Origin of the sequence: Actinomadura gamaensis, from assembly GCF_042652125.1 — a bacterium.
GTDB classification, from domain to species: Bacteria; Actinomycetota; Actinomycetes; order Streptosporangiales; family Streptosporangiaceae; genus Spirillospora; species Spirillospora gamaensis.
Genome location: NZ_JBHSIT010000003.1, coordinates 774,755 through 791,506 on the forward strand (window position 1 = coordinate 774,755; position 16,752 = coordinate 791,506).

Annotated in this window: 17 protein-coding genes and 1 pseudogene; 8 read left to right on the forward strand and 10 right to left on the reverse strand. The window is 72.3% G+C overall.

Features of this window, described 5'->3' with window-relative positions:
- Both ACFPCY_RS13745 and ACFPCY_RS13750 read left to right on the forward strand, forming a co-directional pair.
- Window positions 1-891: an AfsR/SARP family transcriptional regulator gene (locus ACFPCY_RS13745; protein ID WP_378254956.1), complete on the forward strand. Its 891-nt coding sequence runs from the start codon at window positions 1-3 to the stop codon at window positions 889-891.
- A gap of 16 nt (window positions 892-907) precedes the next feature.
- Entirely contained in the window at window positions 908-1,393 is a 486-nt protein-coding gene (locus ACFPCY_RS13750; protein ID WP_378254958.1) for a MarR family winged helix-turn-helix transcriptional regulator, read from the forward strand.
- Here the strand turns inward: ACFPCY_RS13750 and ACFPCY_RS13755 are convergent.
- Window positions 1,381-2,691: an acyltransferase family protein gene (locus ACFPCY_RS13755; RefSeq protein WP_378254960.1), complete on the reverse strand. Its 1,311-nt coding sequence runs from the start codon at window positions 2,689-2,691 to the stop codon at window positions 1,381-1,383. The genes ACFPCY_RS13750 and ACFPCY_RS13755 overlap by 13 nt on opposite strands.
- A 220-nt stretch (window positions 2,692-2,911) precedes the next feature.
- Between ACFPCY_RS13755 and ACFPCY_RS13760 the strand changes: the two genes are divergently transcribed.
- Entirely contained in the window at window positions 2,912-3,382 is a 471-nt protein-coding gene (locus ACFPCY_RS13760; RefSeq protein WP_378254962.1) for a DUF6463 family protein, read from the forward strand.
- Window positions 3,383-3,461: 79 nt separating this feature from the next.
- On the opposite strand, the gene ACFPCY_RS13765 is transcribed toward ACFPCY_RS13760, so the two are convergent.
- The 8 genes and pseudogenes from ACFPCY_RS13765 to ACFPCY_RS13800 all read right to left on the reverse strand — a co-directional run bounded on the left by ACFPCY_RS13765 (window position 3,462) and on the right by ACFPCY_RS13800 (window position 11,190).
- A complete protein-coding gene (locus ACFPCY_RS13765; RefSeq protein WP_378254963.1) occupies window positions 3,462-4,517 on the reverse strand; it encodes a YcaO-like family protein in 1,056 nt (351 codons plus the stop codon).
- A 1-nt stretch (window position 4,518) separates the two neighbouring features.
- Window positions 4,519-5,547 (reverse strand): TOMM precursor leader peptide-binding protein, encoded by a 1,029-nt coding sequence (locus ACFPCY_RS13770; protein ID WP_378254965.1) that lies wholly within the window; start codon window positions 5,545-5,547, stop codon window positions 4,519-4,521.
- 15 nt (window positions 5,548-5,562) lie between these two features.
- Window positions 5,563-6,438, reverse strand: coding sequence for a SagB/ThcOx family dehydrogenase (locus ACFPCY_RS13775; RefSeq protein ID WP_378254967.1), 876 nt, complete (start codon window positions 6,436-6,438; stop codon window positions 5,563-5,565).
- Window positions 6,435-7,403 carry a quinone oxidoreductase family protein gene (locus tag ACFPCY_RS13780; protein WP_378254969.1) on the reverse strand — a complete coding sequence of 323 codons (969 nt, stop codon included), beginning with the start codon at window positions 7,401-7,403 and terminating at the stop codon, window positions 6,435-6,437. Before ACFPCY_RS13780 ends, ACFPCY_RS13775 begins: the two co-directional genes overlap by 4 nt.
- 2 nt (window positions 7,404-7,405) lie before the next feature.
- Window positions 7,406-8,464: pseudogene (locus ACFPCY_RS13785) on the reverse strand (phosphotransferase family protein).
- Window positions 8,465-8,504: 40 nt separating this feature from the next.
- A complete protein-coding gene (locus ACFPCY_RS13790; protein ID WP_378254971.1) occupies window positions 8,505-8,747 on the reverse strand; it encodes an acyl carrier protein in 243 nt (80 codons plus the stop codon).
- Window positions 8,744-9,928, reverse strand: coding sequence for a ketosynthase chain-length factor (locus ACFPCY_RS13795; RefSeq protein WP_378254973.1), 1,185 nt, complete (start codon window positions 9,926-9,928; stop codon window positions 8,744-8,746). The genes ACFPCY_RS13790 and ACFPCY_RS13795 overlap by 4 nt, the downstream gene beginning before the upstream one ends.
- The gene (locus ACFPCY_RS13800; RefSeq protein ID WP_378254975.1) at window positions 9,925-11,190 is read right to left on the reverse strand and encodes a beta-ketoacyl-[acyl-carrier-protein] synthase family protein; all 1,266 of its coding nucleotides are present in this window, start codon (window positions 11,188-11,190) and stop codon (window positions 9,925-9,927) included. Before ACFPCY_RS13800 ends, ACFPCY_RS13795 begins: the two co-directional genes overlap by 4 nt.
- A gap of 136 nt (window positions 11,191-11,326) precedes the next feature.
- Here ACFPCY_RS13800 and ACFPCY_RS13805 point away from each other — a divergent pair, with 136 nt between their 5' ends.
- A complete protein-coding gene (locus tag ACFPCY_RS13805; RefSeq protein WP_378254977.1) occupies window positions 11,327-12,385 on the forward strand; it encodes an LLM class flavin-dependent oxidoreductase in 1,059 nt (352 codons plus the stop codon).
- Window positions 12,386-13,177: 792 nt separating this feature from the next.
- Here the strand turns inward: ACFPCY_RS13805 and ACFPCY_RS13810 are convergent.
- A complete protein-coding gene (locus tag ACFPCY_RS13810; RefSeq protein ID WP_378254979.1) occupies window positions 13,178-13,909 on the reverse strand; it encodes an XRE family transcriptional regulator in 732 nt (243 codons plus the stop codon).
- 180 nt (window positions 13,910-14,089) lie between these two features.
- On the opposite strand from ACFPCY_RS13810, the gene ACFPCY_RS13815 reads away from it, so the two are divergent.
- The 4 genes from ACFPCY_RS13815 to ACFPCY_RS13830 all read left to right on the forward strand — a co-directional run bounded on the left by ACFPCY_RS13815 (window position 14,090) and on the right by ACFPCY_RS13830 (window position 16,194).
- Window positions 14,090-14,401, forward strand: a complete 312-nt coding sequence (locus tag ACFPCY_RS13815) for a hypothetical protein (protein ID WP_378254981.1) — start codon at window positions 14,090-14,092, stop codon at window positions 14,399-14,401.
- Window positions 14,398-14,820 carry a hypothetical protein gene (locus ACFPCY_RS13820; protein ID WP_378254983.1) on the forward strand — a complete coding sequence of 141 codons (423 nt, stop codon included), beginning with the start codon at window positions 14,398-14,400 and terminating at the stop codon, window positions 14,818-14,820. Before ACFPCY_RS13815 ends, ACFPCY_RS13820 begins: the two co-directional genes overlap by 4 nt.
- A 337-nt stretch (window positions 14,821-15,157) precedes the next feature.
- Window positions 15,158-15,586 (forward strand): GntR family transcriptional regulator, encoded by a 429-nt coding sequence (locus ACFPCY_RS13825; RefSeq protein ID WP_378255158.1) that lies wholly within the window; start codon window positions 15,158-15,160, stop codon window positions 15,584-15,586.
- A 53-nt stretch (window positions 15,587-15,639) separates the two neighbouring features.
- Complete coding sequence (locus ACFPCY_RS13830) at window positions 15,640-16,194, forward strand: HD domain-containing protein (protein WP_378254985.1); 555 nt, start codon at window positions 15,640-15,642, stop codon at window positions 16,192-16,194.
- Window positions 16,195-16,752: the final 558 nt, after the last annotated feature.

Below are 16,752 nucleotides of genomic sequence, written 5' to 3' on the forward strand. Positions count from 1 at the left end.
ATGCGATTCGGGATTCTCGGACCGCTGGAGATGAGCGACGGCGGCGGCTCGCGGCTGCCGTCCGCCCCCAAGGAGCGGGCGCTGCTGGCCCTGCTGCTGGCGCAGAACGGCCAGACCGTGTCCACCGTGTCGTGCATCGAGGAGCTGTGGGGCGGGTTCGCCCCGGTCAGCGCCAAGGCGACCCTCCAGACCTATGTCCTGCACCTGCGCAGGTCCCTGGCGGGCCTGTCCGAGGTCGGTTCCATGGACGGCGCACGCGAGATCCTCGCGACGCGGGACGGCGGCTATGCCTTCACCGCACCGGGGGGCACGCTCGACGTCCGCAACTTCGAGCGGGGAGTCTGCCGGGCCCGGCACGCCCTGGACCGCGGCGACTATCCGGCGGCCGCGGAGTTGTTCGAGGGGGCGCTGGCCGAGTGGCGCGGCCCGGCGCTCGGGGACGTGGAGACCGGTCCGCAGCTCAGTCTGCACCAGGTGCGGTTGCAGGAGTCGCACCTGATCGTGATGGAGCAGCGGAACGAGACCGAGTTGCACCTCGGCCGGCATCGAGCGCTGCTGCCCGAGCTGCGCGCACTCGTCGCCCGCTACCCGCTCAACGAGAACCTGCATGCGCAGCTCATGGTCGCGCTGGCCCGCTGCGGCGAGTTCGCCGCCGCGCTCGCCCTCTACGCGAGGCTGCGCACGGCCCTGGGCGAGCAGCTCGGGCTCGAGCCGTCCGCCCGCATGCGCAGGCTCCACTACGCGATCGTCACGCGCGATCCGGTGCTGCACACCACACCCCGGGTCGAGCTGGGTCTGCTGTCCATCGACCTCGCGGCCACCGTCCCGGCGGGCCCGGCCTCCGGCGGCGCGGCACCGGCCGCGGCGCAGGACGAGCGGATCGTGTCGTGACGGTATCGTCGAAAGCATGACGACCAGTGGACCGGTGGAAGCCGAGGCGCCGGCCAGTCAGCGGCGCACCGACCTGCACTGGCTGGCGATGCGCCTGTTCCGCGGGCTCGGCACGGTGGAGCTGGAGGCCCTGCGCCGGCACGGGTTGAGCCTGTGGGGCTACGACGTGCTCACCGAGGTGGCCGACACCCCGGCCAGGACCCAGCTCGCCCTCGGCCGCGCCCTGGGGCTGGACAAGTCCAAGGTCGTGGTCGTGCTCGACGAGCTGGAGTCGGCCGGGCTCGTGGTGCGGCTGCCGGACCCCGGCGACCGCCGTGCCCGCATCATCACCGCCACCCCCGAGGGCAGGAAGGTGCTGGCGTCGGCCGCCGCCGAACTCCGCTCGATCGAGGAGAGCCTGCTGAACGAGCTCGGCGCCGAGGAGGGGGAGCGGCTGCGCGCCACCCTCGCGGCGCTGACCGGAGGACCGCTGCTCCGCCTGCGGGAGACTCACGGCTGCTGACCCTGCGGCTCGGCCCGGACGACCTGGGCCGGACCCGCCTCGGGGCCCAGAGGCTCCGAGGCGGGTGCCGCAGGCTCCGGGGTGGGCGCCGGGGCGGGTGCCGCAGGCTCCGGGATGGGCGCCGGGGCGGGTGCCGGACGCCGGGACACCGCCAGGTGGCGCATCGCCGGGCGTTCCACCGCCGCGTACAGCAGCCAGGCCGCGAGCAGTGCGGCGGCCGCGAGGGCCAGGACGACCCCGAGCCCGGGCAGCGGCGCCCAGGTCTCCCGCTCGCCGAGCAGCCGGTGACCGTAGGTGATCACGAGCCGGTGGACCATGTAGAAGGCGAACGAGATCTCGCCCAGCCACACCCACGTGCGCCCCGCGAACGGCGTCCGCCTGCCGTCGCGGTCCGCGGCCGCCAGCGCCGCGATCAGCAGCCCGGCCGGAGCCGATCCGGCGCCGGACACCCCGATGAGCAGCGGTGCCTTGAGCGTGCAGGCGTACGCGGCGACCGTGATCGCCGCGGCGGGCAGCACGCCCGGGCCGATCCAGCGGCCGGTCAGGACCAGGCGGGCCAGCAGCATTCCCAGGACGAAGTCCAGGGCACGGACCGGCGGGAAGAAGTAGACGAACCACATCTGGAGCTCGGTGACCGAGCTGAGCGGTCCGTACGGGACCTTCGGGCTGTCGGGGAAGAACAGCATGGCCACCGCGGGGACGGCCGTCATCCAGGCGAACACCACCCCGGCGGACGCCCACAGCAGACGCTCGGGGATCCGCGACACCCAGCGCAGCAGCAGCGGGAAGAGCAGGTAGAACAGCAACTCGCAGCTGAGCGACCAGCTCACGTCGTTCATCGAGACGGCGGCCGTCAGGTCGGGCCACCACGTCTGGACGAGGAAGAGGTTGGGGACGGCGGCGGTCAAGGCCTTCCCGGTGGCCAGCAGCGCCGCCCCCGCCACCAGGTAGGTGGCCACGTGGTTCGGGAAGATCTTCACCAGGCGACGGCGCCAGAACCGGAGCGGGGTGTCACCGGCCCGCGCCGACCAGGTCAGCACGAACCCGCTGAGAATGAAGAAGAACGCCACCCCGACGTTCCCGCTGCGGCCGAAGACGGTCTTCAGCGCGTCACCCGTCTCGCCCGTGATGAATCGGTCGTCGTGCGTGACGTGGAAAACGAATACCAGCGCGGCGGCGATGAACCGCGTCCCGGTCAGCGATCTCAGTCTCGACCCCGCGCCCGTACCCGCGCCCGTACCCGCGCCCGAGCCCGCGCCCGAGCCCGAGCCCGCGCCTGTGCCCGTCCCCCCATTCATGTGCCCTCCTCGTGCCTGCGGTGTGGGGTTGCCCGTGCGATGCACCGCGTTGCCCACGCGATACGGCGTCGCCCACGCGATACGGCGTTGATCCTGGCCAGGACGGCTGAAGGGGAGGTGAACGATCGCTCGGGCCGAGCGGATGTGCATCGAAGCTTCAGCGGACGGCGCGACAGTGCGGCCGAGGGTTCCCGCCAGGGGCTCGGTGAGGAGTTGATCGATGTCGCACGAGGCGCCACGGGCGTCACGACACGGGCCGGCGGCCGTCGCCGGCTGGCTGGTGATCGCGCTGGCGGTGCTGCACCTCGCGGTGCTCCTGCTGCGTTCCGGACACGTCCTGGGGGATCTGCTCGGAGACGGGTGGTGGGCCTCGGTCCCGGGCAAGCCCGACGAGAAGGGCCCCGGTTCGCAGGTCATCTACTGGGCGGGCCCGGGCGGGTTCGCCCTCCCGCAGATCATCGTGGGGTGGTGGATCGTTCACACCGCACGGCGCGAACGGCGCATCCCGTCCTTCGTGGCCTGGTCCGTGACGGCGTTCGTCCTGGTCAGCCTGCCGCCGCTGGGTTTCAACCCGTCGTGGCTGATGGCGGTGCCCGCGGGACTGCTGCTGTACGCCGCCCACGGTCCCGTCAGGGAGCACCGCCGGGCCGAGGTCGAGACCAAGGCCGAGGTCGAGGCCGTCGCAGAGTAGGACCGCCGCCATGCCCTCGTGGTCCGGGACGGCCCGGACCACGAGGGCATGGCGAGCGGCGACCGGGGCGGCGACCGGGTCAGGAACGGAGCAACCCGACGCGGGCGACGTGGAAGCCCGCCGCCAGAACGTCGGGCGTGGTGAGGTCGCGGTGCAGCACCCGCCTGCCGCTCCCGCGCCAGGCGGTCACGATCGACGCGATGCCGTCCCGCGCCGCCGTCAGCTCGTCGGGTCCGAGACCGTCGGCCTCGACCGTTCCGGCGATGTCGAGCTCGACGCGCACGTATCCGGTGCGCCAGTACGCGTCCTGGCCGGCCCGTACGGCCTCCAGCAGGGCCTCGTGCATCGCGCGGACCAGCACGGCGTGGTTGGTGATCCCCGTGATCTGGCCGCCACCGGGTAGCGTGAGCACGCAGGTGACGGTGAAACCCGGCGAATCGGCGAGGTGGAACGCCGCGCGGGTCCCTCGGCCGAGCCGCCGCGCGAGGATGCGGTCGAGGGGGCGCGTACGGTCCCCGTGGACGATGCGGCGGTGCGGGCCCTGCGCGGCGTCGCGTGCGACGACCCTGCGCAGCGCCGCCAGCACCGCCTTGTCCCGGACGATGTGCGACGCGGTCGCGGCGGCGCGGGGAGGCGGTGCCTGCGGCTCGCCGGGGGCGGGCGTGTAGCGGGCGAGAAGGGTCCCCGCGGGAACCCACTGTGAGGCGTCCCCGAGCAGATCCTCCGCGAGCAGGTCGTCCGCGTTCCCGAGCAGGTGGTCCGCTCCCGCGAGCAGGTCCCCCGCGTCCGCGAGCGGGTCGTCCGCGTTCCCGAGCAGGTCGTCCGCGCGGACGAGGCCGGTGCCGTCGTCCGCGTACCGGTCCGCTCTGTCCGCCACCGCGTCGGCGTGGCGTTCGACGGCCGCGCCGAGCGCTCTGACGCGGCTCTCGGAGCGCAACGCGCCCGCCCCGGTCGCCGGCGGCGGCCCCCCCGGGTCGCCCGCCACCGCGACGTGGTCCACGAAGAAGCGCGGGCCCCGCGGCGGGGCGGGATAGGAGCCGATGTCCCTGACCAGCCCGAACAGCTGGCTGTAGAGGCGCTGCTGGAGCCTGTCGACCAGTTCCTCCCGGTCGAAGTGGACCTTGATGCCGGCCATCTCAGCCCTCCGCCCGCGGGTCGGTGTACAGGGCCGCGCCGTCGCGCCCCGGCTGCGGCGCGCATCCCGGGCAGCCGGGGTGGCGCAGCACGTCGTGGTAGGCGATCTCCGAGGTCGGGGCGTGCACCGACAGCACCTTGTCGAGGGTGAAGGACGTGCCGGTCAGCAGCAGATCGACCGCATGGAGCGCGGCGTGGCCGGCGAGCAGGGTGCGGACGGGGGCCAGCACGGGCGCCGGGACGCCGGAGACGGCGCCCTCGGCCAGGGCGTCCTTGTACTTGAGGTATCCGGCGCGTTCGCGGAGCCCGTCCAGCAGGCGGCGCTCGAGGCACTCGTAGCAGGCCGAGCGCCCCGGCAGGACGGTCGGGCCGACGAACGCGAACGGGCCGTCCACGGTGGCGTGCAGCCACGGGATGTCCAGCTCCAGGGCGACGCGGTTCCACGCCTGGTAGCGCAGCGGGTTCGGGGCGGTCTCGGCGAAGATCGCGAACGAGCCGCGCCACCGTTCGAGGGAGCCGGTGAGCTCGGCGAGGTTGACGCTGTCGTGGAAGGCGCTCGGCGTCGCGCCGGTGATCGCCTTCCAGGTGGCGTCGTCGGCCCGGTGCACCCCGGCCGAGCGGCCGGCGAGGGCCTCCTCGACGGCGGCGCCGATCGGCTCGGTCAGGGCGGGGTCGCCGAGCAGCAGGACGGGCCGGACCCGCGGCTCGTGGCGGAAGTCGGTCGTGAGCGCGACCTCCTCCAGGTAGAGGTCGAGCGCGCTGGACGGGTGCTCCTCGATCGCGCCCGCTGCCGCCAGGTCGCGGACCAGCGCCGCCACGACGTCCGGCGGGACGCCCTCCCGACGTGCCAGCCCGTCCGGTGAGACCGTCCCGTCCAGGCCCTTGACCAGCCGGAACAGGGCGCCGGTGCGGTCGTCGTCGACGAGGGTGAGCGTGGTGGCCCGCCACAGGCCGGTGCGCAGTTCCACGCTGTCGGGGCCGTGCGCGACGACCGTGTAGCCGGGGCGAAGCCGTGCGTTGCCATCTGCCAAGGTGAGCTCCGGGGGTCAGGAGGCCGGGCCGAGGGCGACCATGTGCAGCAGGGTGACGTCCGTGCCGTCGATCCCCAGTGCCTCGTGCGCCTCGTCGTCGTAGAAGCCGGTGAAGTCGATGCTGCCGAGACCGAGCGCGGTCGCGGCCAGGTGAACGTTCTGGGCGAGCGAGCCGGTCTCGTGCAGGGCCAGGCGGAGCCCGCGCGGGCCGTACTTGCGGACGGAGCGCCAGGGGGTGGCGACGAACAGCAGCAGGGCGGGGACCTTCGCCAGGTCGATCCCGTGGGCTCCCCAGACGCAGGCCTCCAGGAGCGCGTCCGCGTCGTCCGACCAGTGCGCGAGCTCGTCGTCGCGGGCGAGATAGCGGTGGACGCCGCGGTCCACCCCCGTGACGTTGAAGGCGGCGACCCACGTGTCGACCGGGTACAGAGCCCCGGCGCTCGGTGCGGCCCGGGCCGGCAGCGGGCCCGGATCGGCGCCGCCGGTGACACCTGTGGCCCGCGACAGCACGGTGGCGAGGTGCTCGCCGGTCAACGCGGCTCCGGTGAAGGCGCGCCGGCTGCGTCGCCGGGAGAGGACCTCGGCCAGGCCTCCCGGAAGGGTGCCGGGCGCCAGCTTCGTCCGGACGGGCTCGGAGTCCAGGCCGAGCCTGCCCACCTCGGCGAGCGCGCCGGGGGAGGTGTAGGCGAGGATGGACCGCTGCAGGTCCGAGTCGGCGCGGCGGTTGCGGGTCGCGATGAGGAACTCCTCGACCGGGCGCACGCCCGCATCGCGCACGGCATACCGGAGGGCCTGATCGCGCGCGCCCCGTGCGGCGGAGGTCTCCGCCCGGTACTCGCCGCCGGCGCCCCGTGCGGCGGAGGTCTCCGCCCGGTACTCGCCGCCGGTCACGGCACCAGCACGATCTTGCCGGTGTTCGCCCGCGCCTCGATCAGCTCGTGCGCCTTGACCGCGTCCTCGAGCGGCAGCTCGGCGTGCACGACCGGGCGCAGCCGTCCCGCGCGCAGATGCCCGGCGAGCTCCCCGGCGCCGATCAGCTCCGGCCGCCGCTCGCGCAGCACCCGCAGCGCGAAACCGCTGACGTGGCGGAGGCCGATCAGGTCGAGGAGCGGGATCTGCGGGACCTCCCGTCCTCCGGCCGCCGAGCCGTAGAACACCAGTCTCCCGAACGGCGCGAGCAGGCCGATGCTGCGCCGGGTGACCTCGGCGCCGACGCTGTCGAGGACGAGGTCGACCTCGCCCACGGCGTCGCGAACCCGGTCGTCCCAGTCCTCGGCGGTGTAGTCGACGACCACGTCCGCGCCCTGCTCCCGGGCGAACGCGCGCTTGGCCGCCGAACCCGCGGTGGCGACGACCCGGCCCGCGCCGAGCGCCACCGCCAGCTGGACCGCCAGGTGCCCGATCGCCCCGGCCGCCGCGTGCACCAGCACGGTCTCACCTTCCGCCAGCCGGCCGGTCCTGAGCACGCCGAGCGCGACCGGCGCCGGGGAGGCGAGCGCCGTCGCCGCCGCGGCGTCGATCCCGTCCGGGACGGGCGAGACCCAGTGCAGGTCGGCGACGGTGTGATCGGCGTAAGCGCCCTGGAGCACCAGGGCCGCGACCCGGTCACCGGCCGAGAACTCCGTCACCCCTGCGCCGACCGACGTGACGGTGCCGACCACGTCACCGCCGGGCGCGCCGGGAAGCGGGTTCGCGCCGCCGGGATAGATCCCGCGGCGCTGCTGGGTCGTGGCGAACTGGGCACCGACCGCCTCGACGGCGATCGCGACCTGCCCGGGCCCGGGCGTGGGGCGCTCGTCCTCCTCCACCCGCAGGACGCCGGGGTCCCCGTACTCGCGATAGCGGACGATCCGCATGGTCACCTCTTCCCGTGTCGTTGATCAGGTTCGGTTCGGTCGGTCAGGGTTCGCTGAAGAGCCGCTAGAGCGTTCGCGTGCAACGGGAAGCCCTCCGGGACGAGCCCCTGCGCGACCGACAGCCGGGTCACCCGGGCCGTAATGAGCGCGAACAGCACGCCCGCGAAGACCTCGTAGTACTTCAGGTCCGTCACCGCGTGCCCGGCGAGCCGCTCGTAATGGGCGATCGTCTCGGCCCGCGTGGGAAGGCCGGGCAGCCGGGCCGCGCCGATGCCCTCGCTGAGGAACCGGTCGATGTAGAGGAACCAGGCCAGGTCGGCTTCGGGTGCTCCGACGCCGAGCATCTCCCAGTCGAGGACGGCGACGGGACGCGTGCCCGCGTAGACGAGGTTCCCGATGCGCGCGTCGCCTCACTGCAGGACGGGCGGACGGTTCGCGCGCGGACGGTGTTCGCGCAGCCAGCGGAGGGAGTCGGTCACCACCTCGGATTCGACCCCGAAATGCGGCAGCCGCCGCGTCCAGTAGTCGAGCCGGACCGCCAGATCGGGGGAGCCGGCCGGATGCCGTCCGGCGAAGGGCGTGAGGCGAGGGTCGGTCCGGTGGATCCGGTGGAGCGTGTCCAGCCCCGAACGCCACAGCCGCGCCCGGCCCTCGGGCGGCAGCTCGGCCACCCACCCGGCCCGGTGATAGGAGGGGAAGTCGGGCGGCACCCTGCCCGCGACCCGTTCCATCACCACGAAGGGCGCGCCCAGCACCGCCGAGCCCGGTTCGAAGCCGTGGACCTTCGGGACCGGCACGCCCACCGACCGCAGCACCTCCATCACCCGCGCCTGGTCGGCGAGGCGGTGGTCGGGCAGGACGCGATGGCCGCCCGCCGCCACCCGCACGACCATCGGCTCGACCCCGTCCGCCGTGCGCAGCTCGAACTCGAGGGTCTCGTTGGAATAGCCGTTGGCCGGGATGGTGACCTCGCCGACCTCGGCCCCCGGCCGCCGCACGGCGAACCAGGCGGCCAGCCGCGCCCGGGTCAGCCCGGGATCACGCTGCTGCGGAACCGGCATCGCGCCGCACCTCCGGCCGTCGCGACGATGGCGGGGGCCGTCACGACGACCGCTCCACGAGCTCCAGGAACAGGCGCGGCGTGGCGGCGTCGGCGACCTCGTCGTCGGCCAGCGAGATGCCGAGGTCGCGCTCGATCGCACCGGCCGTCTCCAGCAGCGCCAGCGAGTCGTAGCCGAGTTCTTCGAACGGCACGTCGAGGACGTCCGCGCCGGTGAGGGCCTCGGAGTCCCCGGCGGAGCGCCGCAGGATGTCCAGGAGCCCTTCCAGGTCCAGGGTTGTCACGTTCCCTCCAGAATGAGTGCGGAGTTGAAGCCGCCGTGGCCGCGCGCGATCACCAGGGCGCGGCGCAGGCGGGCGGGCCGGGGCGTGCCGACGAGGTCCACCTCGAGTCCGGGGTCGGCCCGGACGCCGGGGGTGGCGGGGATGACGCCGTCGCGGAAGGCCAGCAGCGCCGCGACGGCGTCCAGCGGGCCGGCGCCCGAGGCGAGCCGGCCGACGAGGGTCTTGGGGACGGTGACCGGCACGCCGTACGGCCCGAAGACCGCGACCAGCGCCTCGGCCTCGCGGCGGTCGCGTTCGCGGTCGGCGGCGCCGTCGGCGAACACGACGTCGATGCCGGACGCGGGGATCCCGGCGTCGGCGAGGGCGAGCTCGATCGCGCGCCGCAGGCCGCCGTCCCCGAACGTGGAGGCGTAGCCGGTGATCTCTCCGTAGGCGCGGGGCGCGCCTCGCCGCCGGGCGTGCTCGCGTTCCTCGACGGTGAGGATCGCCCCGCCCTCGCCGGGCACATGACCGCGTGCCCGAGCGTCGAAGGGAACGTACGCGGTCGCGGGGTCGCCGTCCTCGCTGAGCTCCCCGCTCGCCAGGTGGGCGGCCCAGCCCCAGGGCGACAGCGCGCCGTCCACGCCGCCGGTCACCACCAGCCCGATCCCCTTGCGGACGGTCCGGCGCGCGTGGCCGAGCGCGTCCAGTCCGCCGGCCTGCTCGGCGACCAGCACGCCGCTCGGCCCCCGCATTCCGTGCCGGATCGAGATCTGGCCGGTGTTGACCGCGTAGAACCACGCGAACGACTGGTACGCGCTGACGTGCTGGGGTCCCCGGCTCCAGAGCTTCTCCAGCTCGCGGTGGCCGAACTCGAACCCCCCGAAGGCGTTGGCGGTCACCACGCCCATGCCGAACTCGTCCAGCTCGGCCGGGTCCGCCCCGGCGTCCGAAAGGGCCTCCTGGGCGGCCACCAGCGCGAGCCGGGTCATCGAGTCGGTCTGCGGGAGCAGGCGGCTCGGCAGGTGCTCGGCCGCGTCGAAGCCGTCCACCTCCCCGGCGAGGGTGGACGGATAGGGCGTGGCGTCGAACCTGGTCAGCCGCCTGATCCCGGACCGGCCGGCCAGGGTCGCCGCCCAGTACGCCCCGGCTCCCAGGCCGTTGGGCGCGGCCACGCCGAGGCCGGTGACGACCGCCCTCATGCGGCCCGCCGGCCGGGGGCGGTCAGGACCATGGCGCTCTGGAACCCTCCGAAGCCGCTCCCGATCGTGACCACGACGTCGGTCTTCTTCTCCCGCGCCGTCAGCGGGATGTAGTCGAGGTCGCACTCGGGATCGGGCTCGCGCAGGTTGGCGGTGGGCGGGAGCACGCCCCGGTCGAGAGCGAGCGCGGACGCGGCGATCTCGATGGAGCCGATGGCGCCCAGCGAATGGCCGATCATCGACTTGATCGAGCTGACCGGCGTCCGGTGGGCGTGGCCGCCCAGGCTCGCCTTGATCGCGGCGGTCTCGTGCCGGTCGTTCTGCTTGGTGCCCGACCCGTGCGCGTTGACGTAGCCGACGTCGCCCGGGGCGATGCGGGCCTCGTCCAGGGCGGCCGTGATCGCCGCCGCCATCTCGCGGCCGTCGGGACGCAGCCCGGTCATGTGGAAGGCGTTGCACCGGGCGGCGAACCCCGCGATCTCGGCGTACACCTGCGCGCCCCGCCTGCGGGCCCGTCCGGCCTCCTCCAGGACGAACACCGCCGCGCCTTCGGCGAGCACGAAGCCGTTGCGGGTGCGGTCGAACGGGCGGGACGCGTGCTCGGGGTCATCGTTGCGCGGGGTGGTCGCCTTGATCGCGTCGAAGCAGGCCAGCGTGATGGGCGAGATCGGGGCGTCGGTCGCTCCCGCGATCATCACGTCGGCGGAACCCTCGCGGATGAGGTCGACCGCGTGCCCCACCGAGTCCAGGCCGGAGGTGCACCCGGCCGACACCACGGCCGCCGGGCCTTCCGCGCCGACCGCCCGCGCCACCTCCGCGGCGATCGAACTCGGCGTGAAATGCCCGTACAGATGCCTCGGCGCGTAGGTGTGGTCCACCTGCCAGAGGCGGCCGTCGTCGCTGACCACCCGGTACTCCTGCTCCAGCCCCATCGTGCAGCCGACGGCCGTCCCGATGGTGACGCCCGTGCGGTCGGGCTCGACCGCGTCCAGTCCCGAGTCGGCGAGGGCCTCGCGGGCGCACGCCACGGCGAACAGCGCGGCCCGGTCCATCCGGCGGATCTCCTGCGGGCCGAACCCGTGCGAGACCGGATCGAAGTCGGCCTCCGCCACCACCCGGGACCGGAACGCGGAGGCGTCGAACGAGGAGATCAACCGCGTCGCGGTGCGGCCCGAGGTGACGAACTCCCAGAACTCCTTGGTTCCCGTTCCGCCGGGAGCCACGACGCCCATTCCAGTGATCACAACACGCCTGGTCGTCATTGCACGCCCTTCCACAAAGGTGCTCGTTCCGAGCGTCGGCGCGAGGGCTGAAGGGCAGGTGAAGGAGCTCTGGACGTCGCGGCCGGTCGAGCGGTGCTTGACCGGGTCTTCAGGTGGGCGGCCGAGCGTTTCCGGCATGAAGTTCGGAGTGAATTTCTTTCCGACCGTGGGTCCGGAGGACAAGCACCCCGCGGACCATTTCGCCGAGAGTCTCGATCTGGCCGAGCAGGTGGACCGGCTCGGGTTCGACCACATCAAGACCGTGCAGCACTACTTCTTCCGGTACGGCGGATACAGCCCCGACCCGGTGACGTTCCTGGCCGCCGCGGCCGCCCGCACCCGCCGGGCCGACCTGGTCACGGGGGCCGTCATCCCCGCGTTCACCCATCCGGTCAAGCTGGCCGGCCAGCTGGCCATGCTGGACAACATCTCCCGGGGCCGGCTCCGGGTGGGCTTCGGCCGGGCCTTCCTGCCCGACGAGTTCGACGCGTTCGGCGTGGCACTGGACGACAGCCGCGCGCTGTTCGACGAGCGCGTGGAGGCCATCCGGCGCCTGTGGTCGGAGGAGGACCTGGTCTGGGAGGGAAGGTTCGACCGGTTCGGCCCGGTGACCCTGCTGCCCAGGCCCTATCAGCGTCCGCACCCGCCGATCCTGGTCACCTCCGCCATCAGCCCGGAGTCCGCACAAGCGGCCGGCCGCAACGGCTACGGCCTGATGCTCGTGCCCTCGATCCTGCCGCGCGAGCGGCTGCAGGAGACCATCGCCGGCTACCGGGAGGCGTGGACGGCCGCCGGCCACCCCGAGGGCGCCGAGACCATCCACCTGTCGTACGGCTCGTACGTCGCGGAGAACTCCTCCGAGGCCTACGAGAAGGGCAAGGCCTACTCCGAACGCACCAACGCGACCCTCGTCGAGGCGGTCTCCGCATGGTCGACCGCGCGCAGCGAGGCCTACCGCGGCTACGAGAAGATCGTGGAGCGGGTCGCGAAGAGCGACTTCGACCGCTCCCTCAAGGAGAACAAGTCCCTGGTGGGCAGCCCGGACGAGATCGTGGACCGCCTCCGCGAGATCCGCACCTGGTTCGGCGACGTCACGCTGAGCCTCCAGGTGATCTCCGGCGCCCCGCCCTACGAGGAGTCCCTCCGCACAGTGACCCTCTTCGCCGAAAAGATCATCCCCGCCCTGTCCACCTGACCGCGAACCGCACCACCCTGCCCGCCCAGAACGCAGGCCGGCGAATTCCCGCCCTCCCCCCACGGACGGCTCCGCCACACAACCCGGCGGCGTCTGGGACCGTGGCCCGAGACCTGCACGACCCCGGCGCCGAGAACTGGCCCGCCGACCATGCTCTGGCACTGCCGTCCGGACACAACGGCGAGGCCTTCCGCTGCACGTCCTCCGGAAGAACGCGGGACACGGCTCGCTCACCACGACGAAGCGTTATCTACATCCGGCATCGCCACCCTCAACGATCGCCACCGACGTCATCGAAGGCGCGGTCCGCCACCCATTGCGTGTCCTCGCGTGGAGCGCTGACTATCTGCGCGCCATTGCGGCAGCGGGGGAGGCGTTGAGTCGGCATCTCAATGATCGACGGCCCCCGACTGGTCCCCGGCTGCGGCTCGTCAGGCCTTGAACGGCGCATCGCGGCGGAAATGACAAAACCCCTGCTGACCTCGGCTTTCGCCTGGATCGGCAGGGGTTTCGCCACCGGTCGGGACGGCGGGATTTGAACCCACGACCCCTTGACCCCCAGGCACTCAAGAGCCATGGTCCACCGTCGATCCGAGTCGGACGGGGAGCCTCCTGCTTGCTGAGATGACAGGAGGACGTCGCGGCGAGTCGAGCGGAGTCGACAGGCGTTGGCTCCTCATTTGGCTCCCGCGAATTCTTCTCGGCGGAGGCGTTCAGCGGAGTTGCCGGGTCGGCGACTGCCTGCCCGAACCGAGCTGCCAACCCGCAACGCGACGGGGCCCGTTGTGTGCCTCAGACGGCGGGTTCGGCGCTGCTCCAGACGTGAGCGAGGCTCGCAAGGTAGGTACCGGCAAGGTCGCCGTCCGTGGTGTGGCGGACGTGCAGGACGGGAGCGTCGGACGCTGCGACACCGTAGGCATGGTTGTTGATGAGGAGATCGTCATCGGCGCGGTAGATCGAGTTGTAGAGCACCGTGTCGTGAAGCCGGATCTCGACGTTGGGGGAGTCGCGGAGCGACGCATACAGGACGAGGGCGTTGCGGATCTTGGCTGAGAGAGAGTCGCCTACGCGTTCGTCGCTCCCGCGCTCGCGGATGTGCGCCCCGTCCGGGTCGCCGAGGAGGAGGCGGACGCGGACGCCCGCGCGGGCGCGCTCGGCGAGGACGCGGACGATGCCGGTGTCCTCGGCGAGGAAGAGGCTGGCGTAGGCGAGGATGTCGATCTCTCGGCGGGCGCTTTCGAAGTGGCGCAACCAGACGGCGCGAGGGACGGCCCAGCGATGCGGGTAAGCGCCGAGGATGACCACGGGCGGCGGCTCAGGTGCTGGATTCCGCGCGGCGAGGTTCGGCCAGATGAGCACCTCGTCAAGCTTGAGTAGTTCGGCCAGGTTTCTGCGGTGGCGGGGGTAGGGAACGCGGCCGTCGATCCAGCGCCGGACGGTCTTGGGATCGACGCCGAGGCGGTGCGCCACCTGGTCATGGGTGAGGCGTGCATCGGCGAGGGCGCTGCGCAACAGGTCGTTCAACGGACCTCCCGGAGCTGGGCTTACGCCCGACGCTAACAGAAGACGTCCCTAGACGTCCCTAGTTGTCGATGGAGACGTCCCGGCGACCGGACGAACCTCTTGCACAAGCCCGCCGAGTCACCGCCCGGTGCGTCCGACTCGGCAAGCTCCCACATCCGTGACCTGCGACGAGGAGTCGCCATGTCCTTCGACCGTCCGCGCGGCGACGACCGCAGCACCCCGCCGACATCGACCCGGACGACGCCGTCCGCGAGCACGAACAACACGGTGTCCATCGACGAACGCAAGCTCTCTGATCTGCGCGAAGAGTTCGGCGGGCACCGCATCTGGCGCTCACCGCGCAGGGACGGGGGCCTCGGCTGTTGGGTCGCCTCTCTGCACGACCCGAACGCGGGAATCGACCCTACGCTCGTCTGTGACACCGCCGAGGCACTGCGCGCCGCGCTGCTGGACGAGCGGGAGCGCGCGGCGGCCCGGGGTGACCACTCGTGACCGCGCTCGATGCCGACCCGTCCGACGAGGGCCCCGCCTACTTCACGGCCGTCCATCGCCCGCTCCCGGAGCATGCGCCGCTGACCGTCCGTGTCCCGCGCCGGCTCGGCGACGCCTGGACGGCCTTCCACGCGCGTCGTCACCTCAACCAGCTTGAACAGCATCTCAACCGGCTCGGGTGGGAGACGGCGCGTCGCCACGACTGCTCGCCCCCGTTGCTGCGGCTCTTCTCCGAAGCCGCACCGCACATCGGCGAGCACGTCGCCGCCGTGCGCGGCTCAAAGGGCTGGTCGTACTGGACCAGCACCGGGTCCCACCTCGGCGACTGCAACGCCCCAGAGGACGCGGCGCACGCGCTGACCACCCGTTTGGGTCCGTGGCTGGTCGCCGCTCTCACCGCCAAGCCGTTCGGGGACTGATGTCCCGCCCGGCCGGCAAGCATCGCCGGACACGGCGTCCGGCGCGTGCTCGCACCGAGAACGACGCGGCGGGACGGACGGCGTCCGCTGGACTCTCCCACATCAGCGGACCAACCCGTCCCGTCGCGTCCCCCACCCCGATCCCGCCCGTCCACGGAGGGCACGCGGGACGCCACCGACGCAGCCTCGCACGACGCATCCTCGGCGCTCTGGTGGACCTGCAATGACACCGGACAGCCCCTCCAAACGGGAGGCTCGGAGCCCCGACTCCGAGCCTCCCGCACGCGCGCCCCATAGTGACGGACGAGCGAGAACCCCGTGGGGCGTCTACAAGCGCATCGCCGCCACGCTCCGCGACCGCATCGCCAACGGCATGTACACGCCAGGTGAGCGCCTGCCAGGCGAACACGCCCTCTGCGCCGAGTTCGCGACCACACGCAACACCGTTCGCCGCGCGCTCGAAGCTCTCCAGCGCGAGGGCCTGATCGAAACTCATCCTGGCATCGGACGGTTCGTCCGAGGCACCGGCACTGAGGACCGCCCGCCTGCCCGACCGCGCTACAAGCTCATCGCCCTTGACCTGCGCGCGCAGATCGAGGACGGCACCCTTGAGCCTGGTACGGCACTGCCGAGCGAACGAGAGCTGTGCGAGCGCTACAGGTGTGTGCGGTTCACCGTCCGGCAGGCACTCGCCGAGCTCGAAGCCGGCGGCCTGGTCGAAGCCAGGCAGGGCAAGGGACGTTTCGTGACCTCAAGACGTCCCTAGATGATCCTTTGACGTCCGTGAATGTCCGGCCCTGCCGACCTACCGTCGAGAACATGAACAACTCAACCAAGTGGGCACGGGAGCTGGCGCGGGACCACCTTGAGACACCGCTTCCGCGCCGTTGGGCGCACACTCAGGGCGTAGCGCGGCAGGCCCGTAGCCTCGCCCCGATCCTGGGCGACCACGCCGACCTTCTCGAAGCCGCCGCTTGGCTGCACGACATCGGCTACGCCCCTGACCTGGCCGTCACTGGCTTCCACCCCTTGGACGGAGCCCGCTACCTCCGCGACGTCCACCACGCCGACCACCACCTGTGCCGCCTGGTCGCACACCACTCCTGCGCCATGGTCGAAGCCCGAGAACGCGGCCTCGCCGCCGACCTCGCCGAGGAGTTCGGCGCAGCGCCGCCCGACCTCACCGAGGCGCTCATCTACTGCGACATGACCACCAGCCCAGACGGCGAACACCTCCCCGTCGAGCAACGCCTCGCCGAGATCCTTGCACGTTATGGAGACGGTCACCTCGTCGCTCGCTCGATCACCACATCGTCACCGCACCTGATCGACGCCGTGCACCGAGTGTCGGCAGAACTGCGCGACCGATACTGAGTCATCAGAACTGCGGGCAAGGTATGTCTCTGGCACATGCGAGCATCCCTGGATGCCGCCGCGAGACCCGTACCAATACCGCGCCGAGACCGAGAACGGTGACGTGGTCGGTGATTCGTCCGAGGACGCCATCTACATGCTCCTTGGGGACCTCAACACTACGGACACACGTTCATGACTCTTGAACCTCTTGGGCCGGAAGGCAACTGGTACGGGTCGATCGTGCTTCTCGCCGAGGGTGAGTACGAGGTCGAGTATCGCGATCCCGACACCCGCGAGCATGAGTTGATCGTCGCTGCCGTCAGAGGCCGCGTGGCGAAGGACGTAACCGTCTGGATGGCTCAGCGCCTAAGCTCACCGCGTCCGCCTCTTCAATGCGAGTCCGACGAACAAGATCAACCTCCGCCCGGGTGCGTCCTCCGGCCAGCTTGGTGAGCCTCGTATGCGGCTCGCGTTCCCACCCTCGACCAGCGCCATCCGGGGACATTGTTAACGTCCGGGTTGGCACGTCCTCGCCTACCGCGCCACGGTTCGGAGTGCTCGTTCGCGCGAACGGCC

What these genes read in the sequence shown, in the direction of transcription:
- ACFPCY_RS13830 (WP_378254985.1), top strand. Translation starts at nt 15,640, where the DNA reads ATGAACAACTCAACCAAGTGGGCACGGGAGCTGGCGCGGGACCACCTT.
- ACFPCY_RS13765 (WP_378254963.1), bottom strand. Translation starts at nt 4,517, where the DNA reads ATGGCCGGCATCAAGGTCCACTTCGACCGGGAGGAACTGGTCGACAGG.
- ACFPCY_RS13795 (WP_378254973.1), bottom strand. Translation starts at nt 9,928, where the DNA reads ATGAGGGCGGTCGTCACCGGCCTCGGCGTGGCCGCGCCCAACGGCCTG.
- ACFPCY_RS13780 (WP_378254969.1), bottom strand. Translation starts at nt 7,403, where the DNA reads ATGCGGATCGTCCGCTATCGCGAGTACGGGGACCCCGGCGTCCTGCGG.
- ACFPCY_RS13760 (WP_378254962.1), top strand. Translation starts at nt 2,912, where the DNA reads ATGTCGCACGAGGCGCCACGGGCGTCACGACACGGGCCGGCGGCCGTC.
- ACFPCY_RS13745 (WP_378254956.1), top strand. Translation starts at nt 1, where the DNA reads ATGCGATTCGGGATTCTCGGACCGCTGGAGATGAGCGACGGCGGCGGC.
- ACFPCY_RS13750 (WP_378254958.1), top strand. Translation starts at nt 908, where the DNA reads ATGACGACCAGTGGACCGGTGGAAGCCGAGGCGCCGGCCAGTCAGCGG.
- ACFPCY_RS13755 (WP_378254960.1), bottom strand. Translation starts at nt 2,691, where the DNA reads ATGAATGGGGGGACGGGCACAGGCGCGGGCTCGGGCTCGGGCGCGGGC.
- ACFPCY_RS13805 (WP_378254977.1), top strand. Translation starts at nt 11,327, where the DNA reads ATGAAGTTCGGAGTGAATTTCTTTCCGACCGTGGGTCCGGAGGACAAG.
- ACFPCY_RS13800 (WP_378254975.1), bottom strand. Translation starts at nt 11,190, where the DNA reads ATGACGACCAGGCGTGTTGTGATCACTGGAATGGGCGTCGTGGCTCCC.
- ACFPCY_RS13815 (WP_378254981.1), top strand. Translation starts at nt 14,090, where the DNA reads ATGTCCTTCGACCGTCCGCGCGGCGACGACCGCAGCACCCCGCCGACA.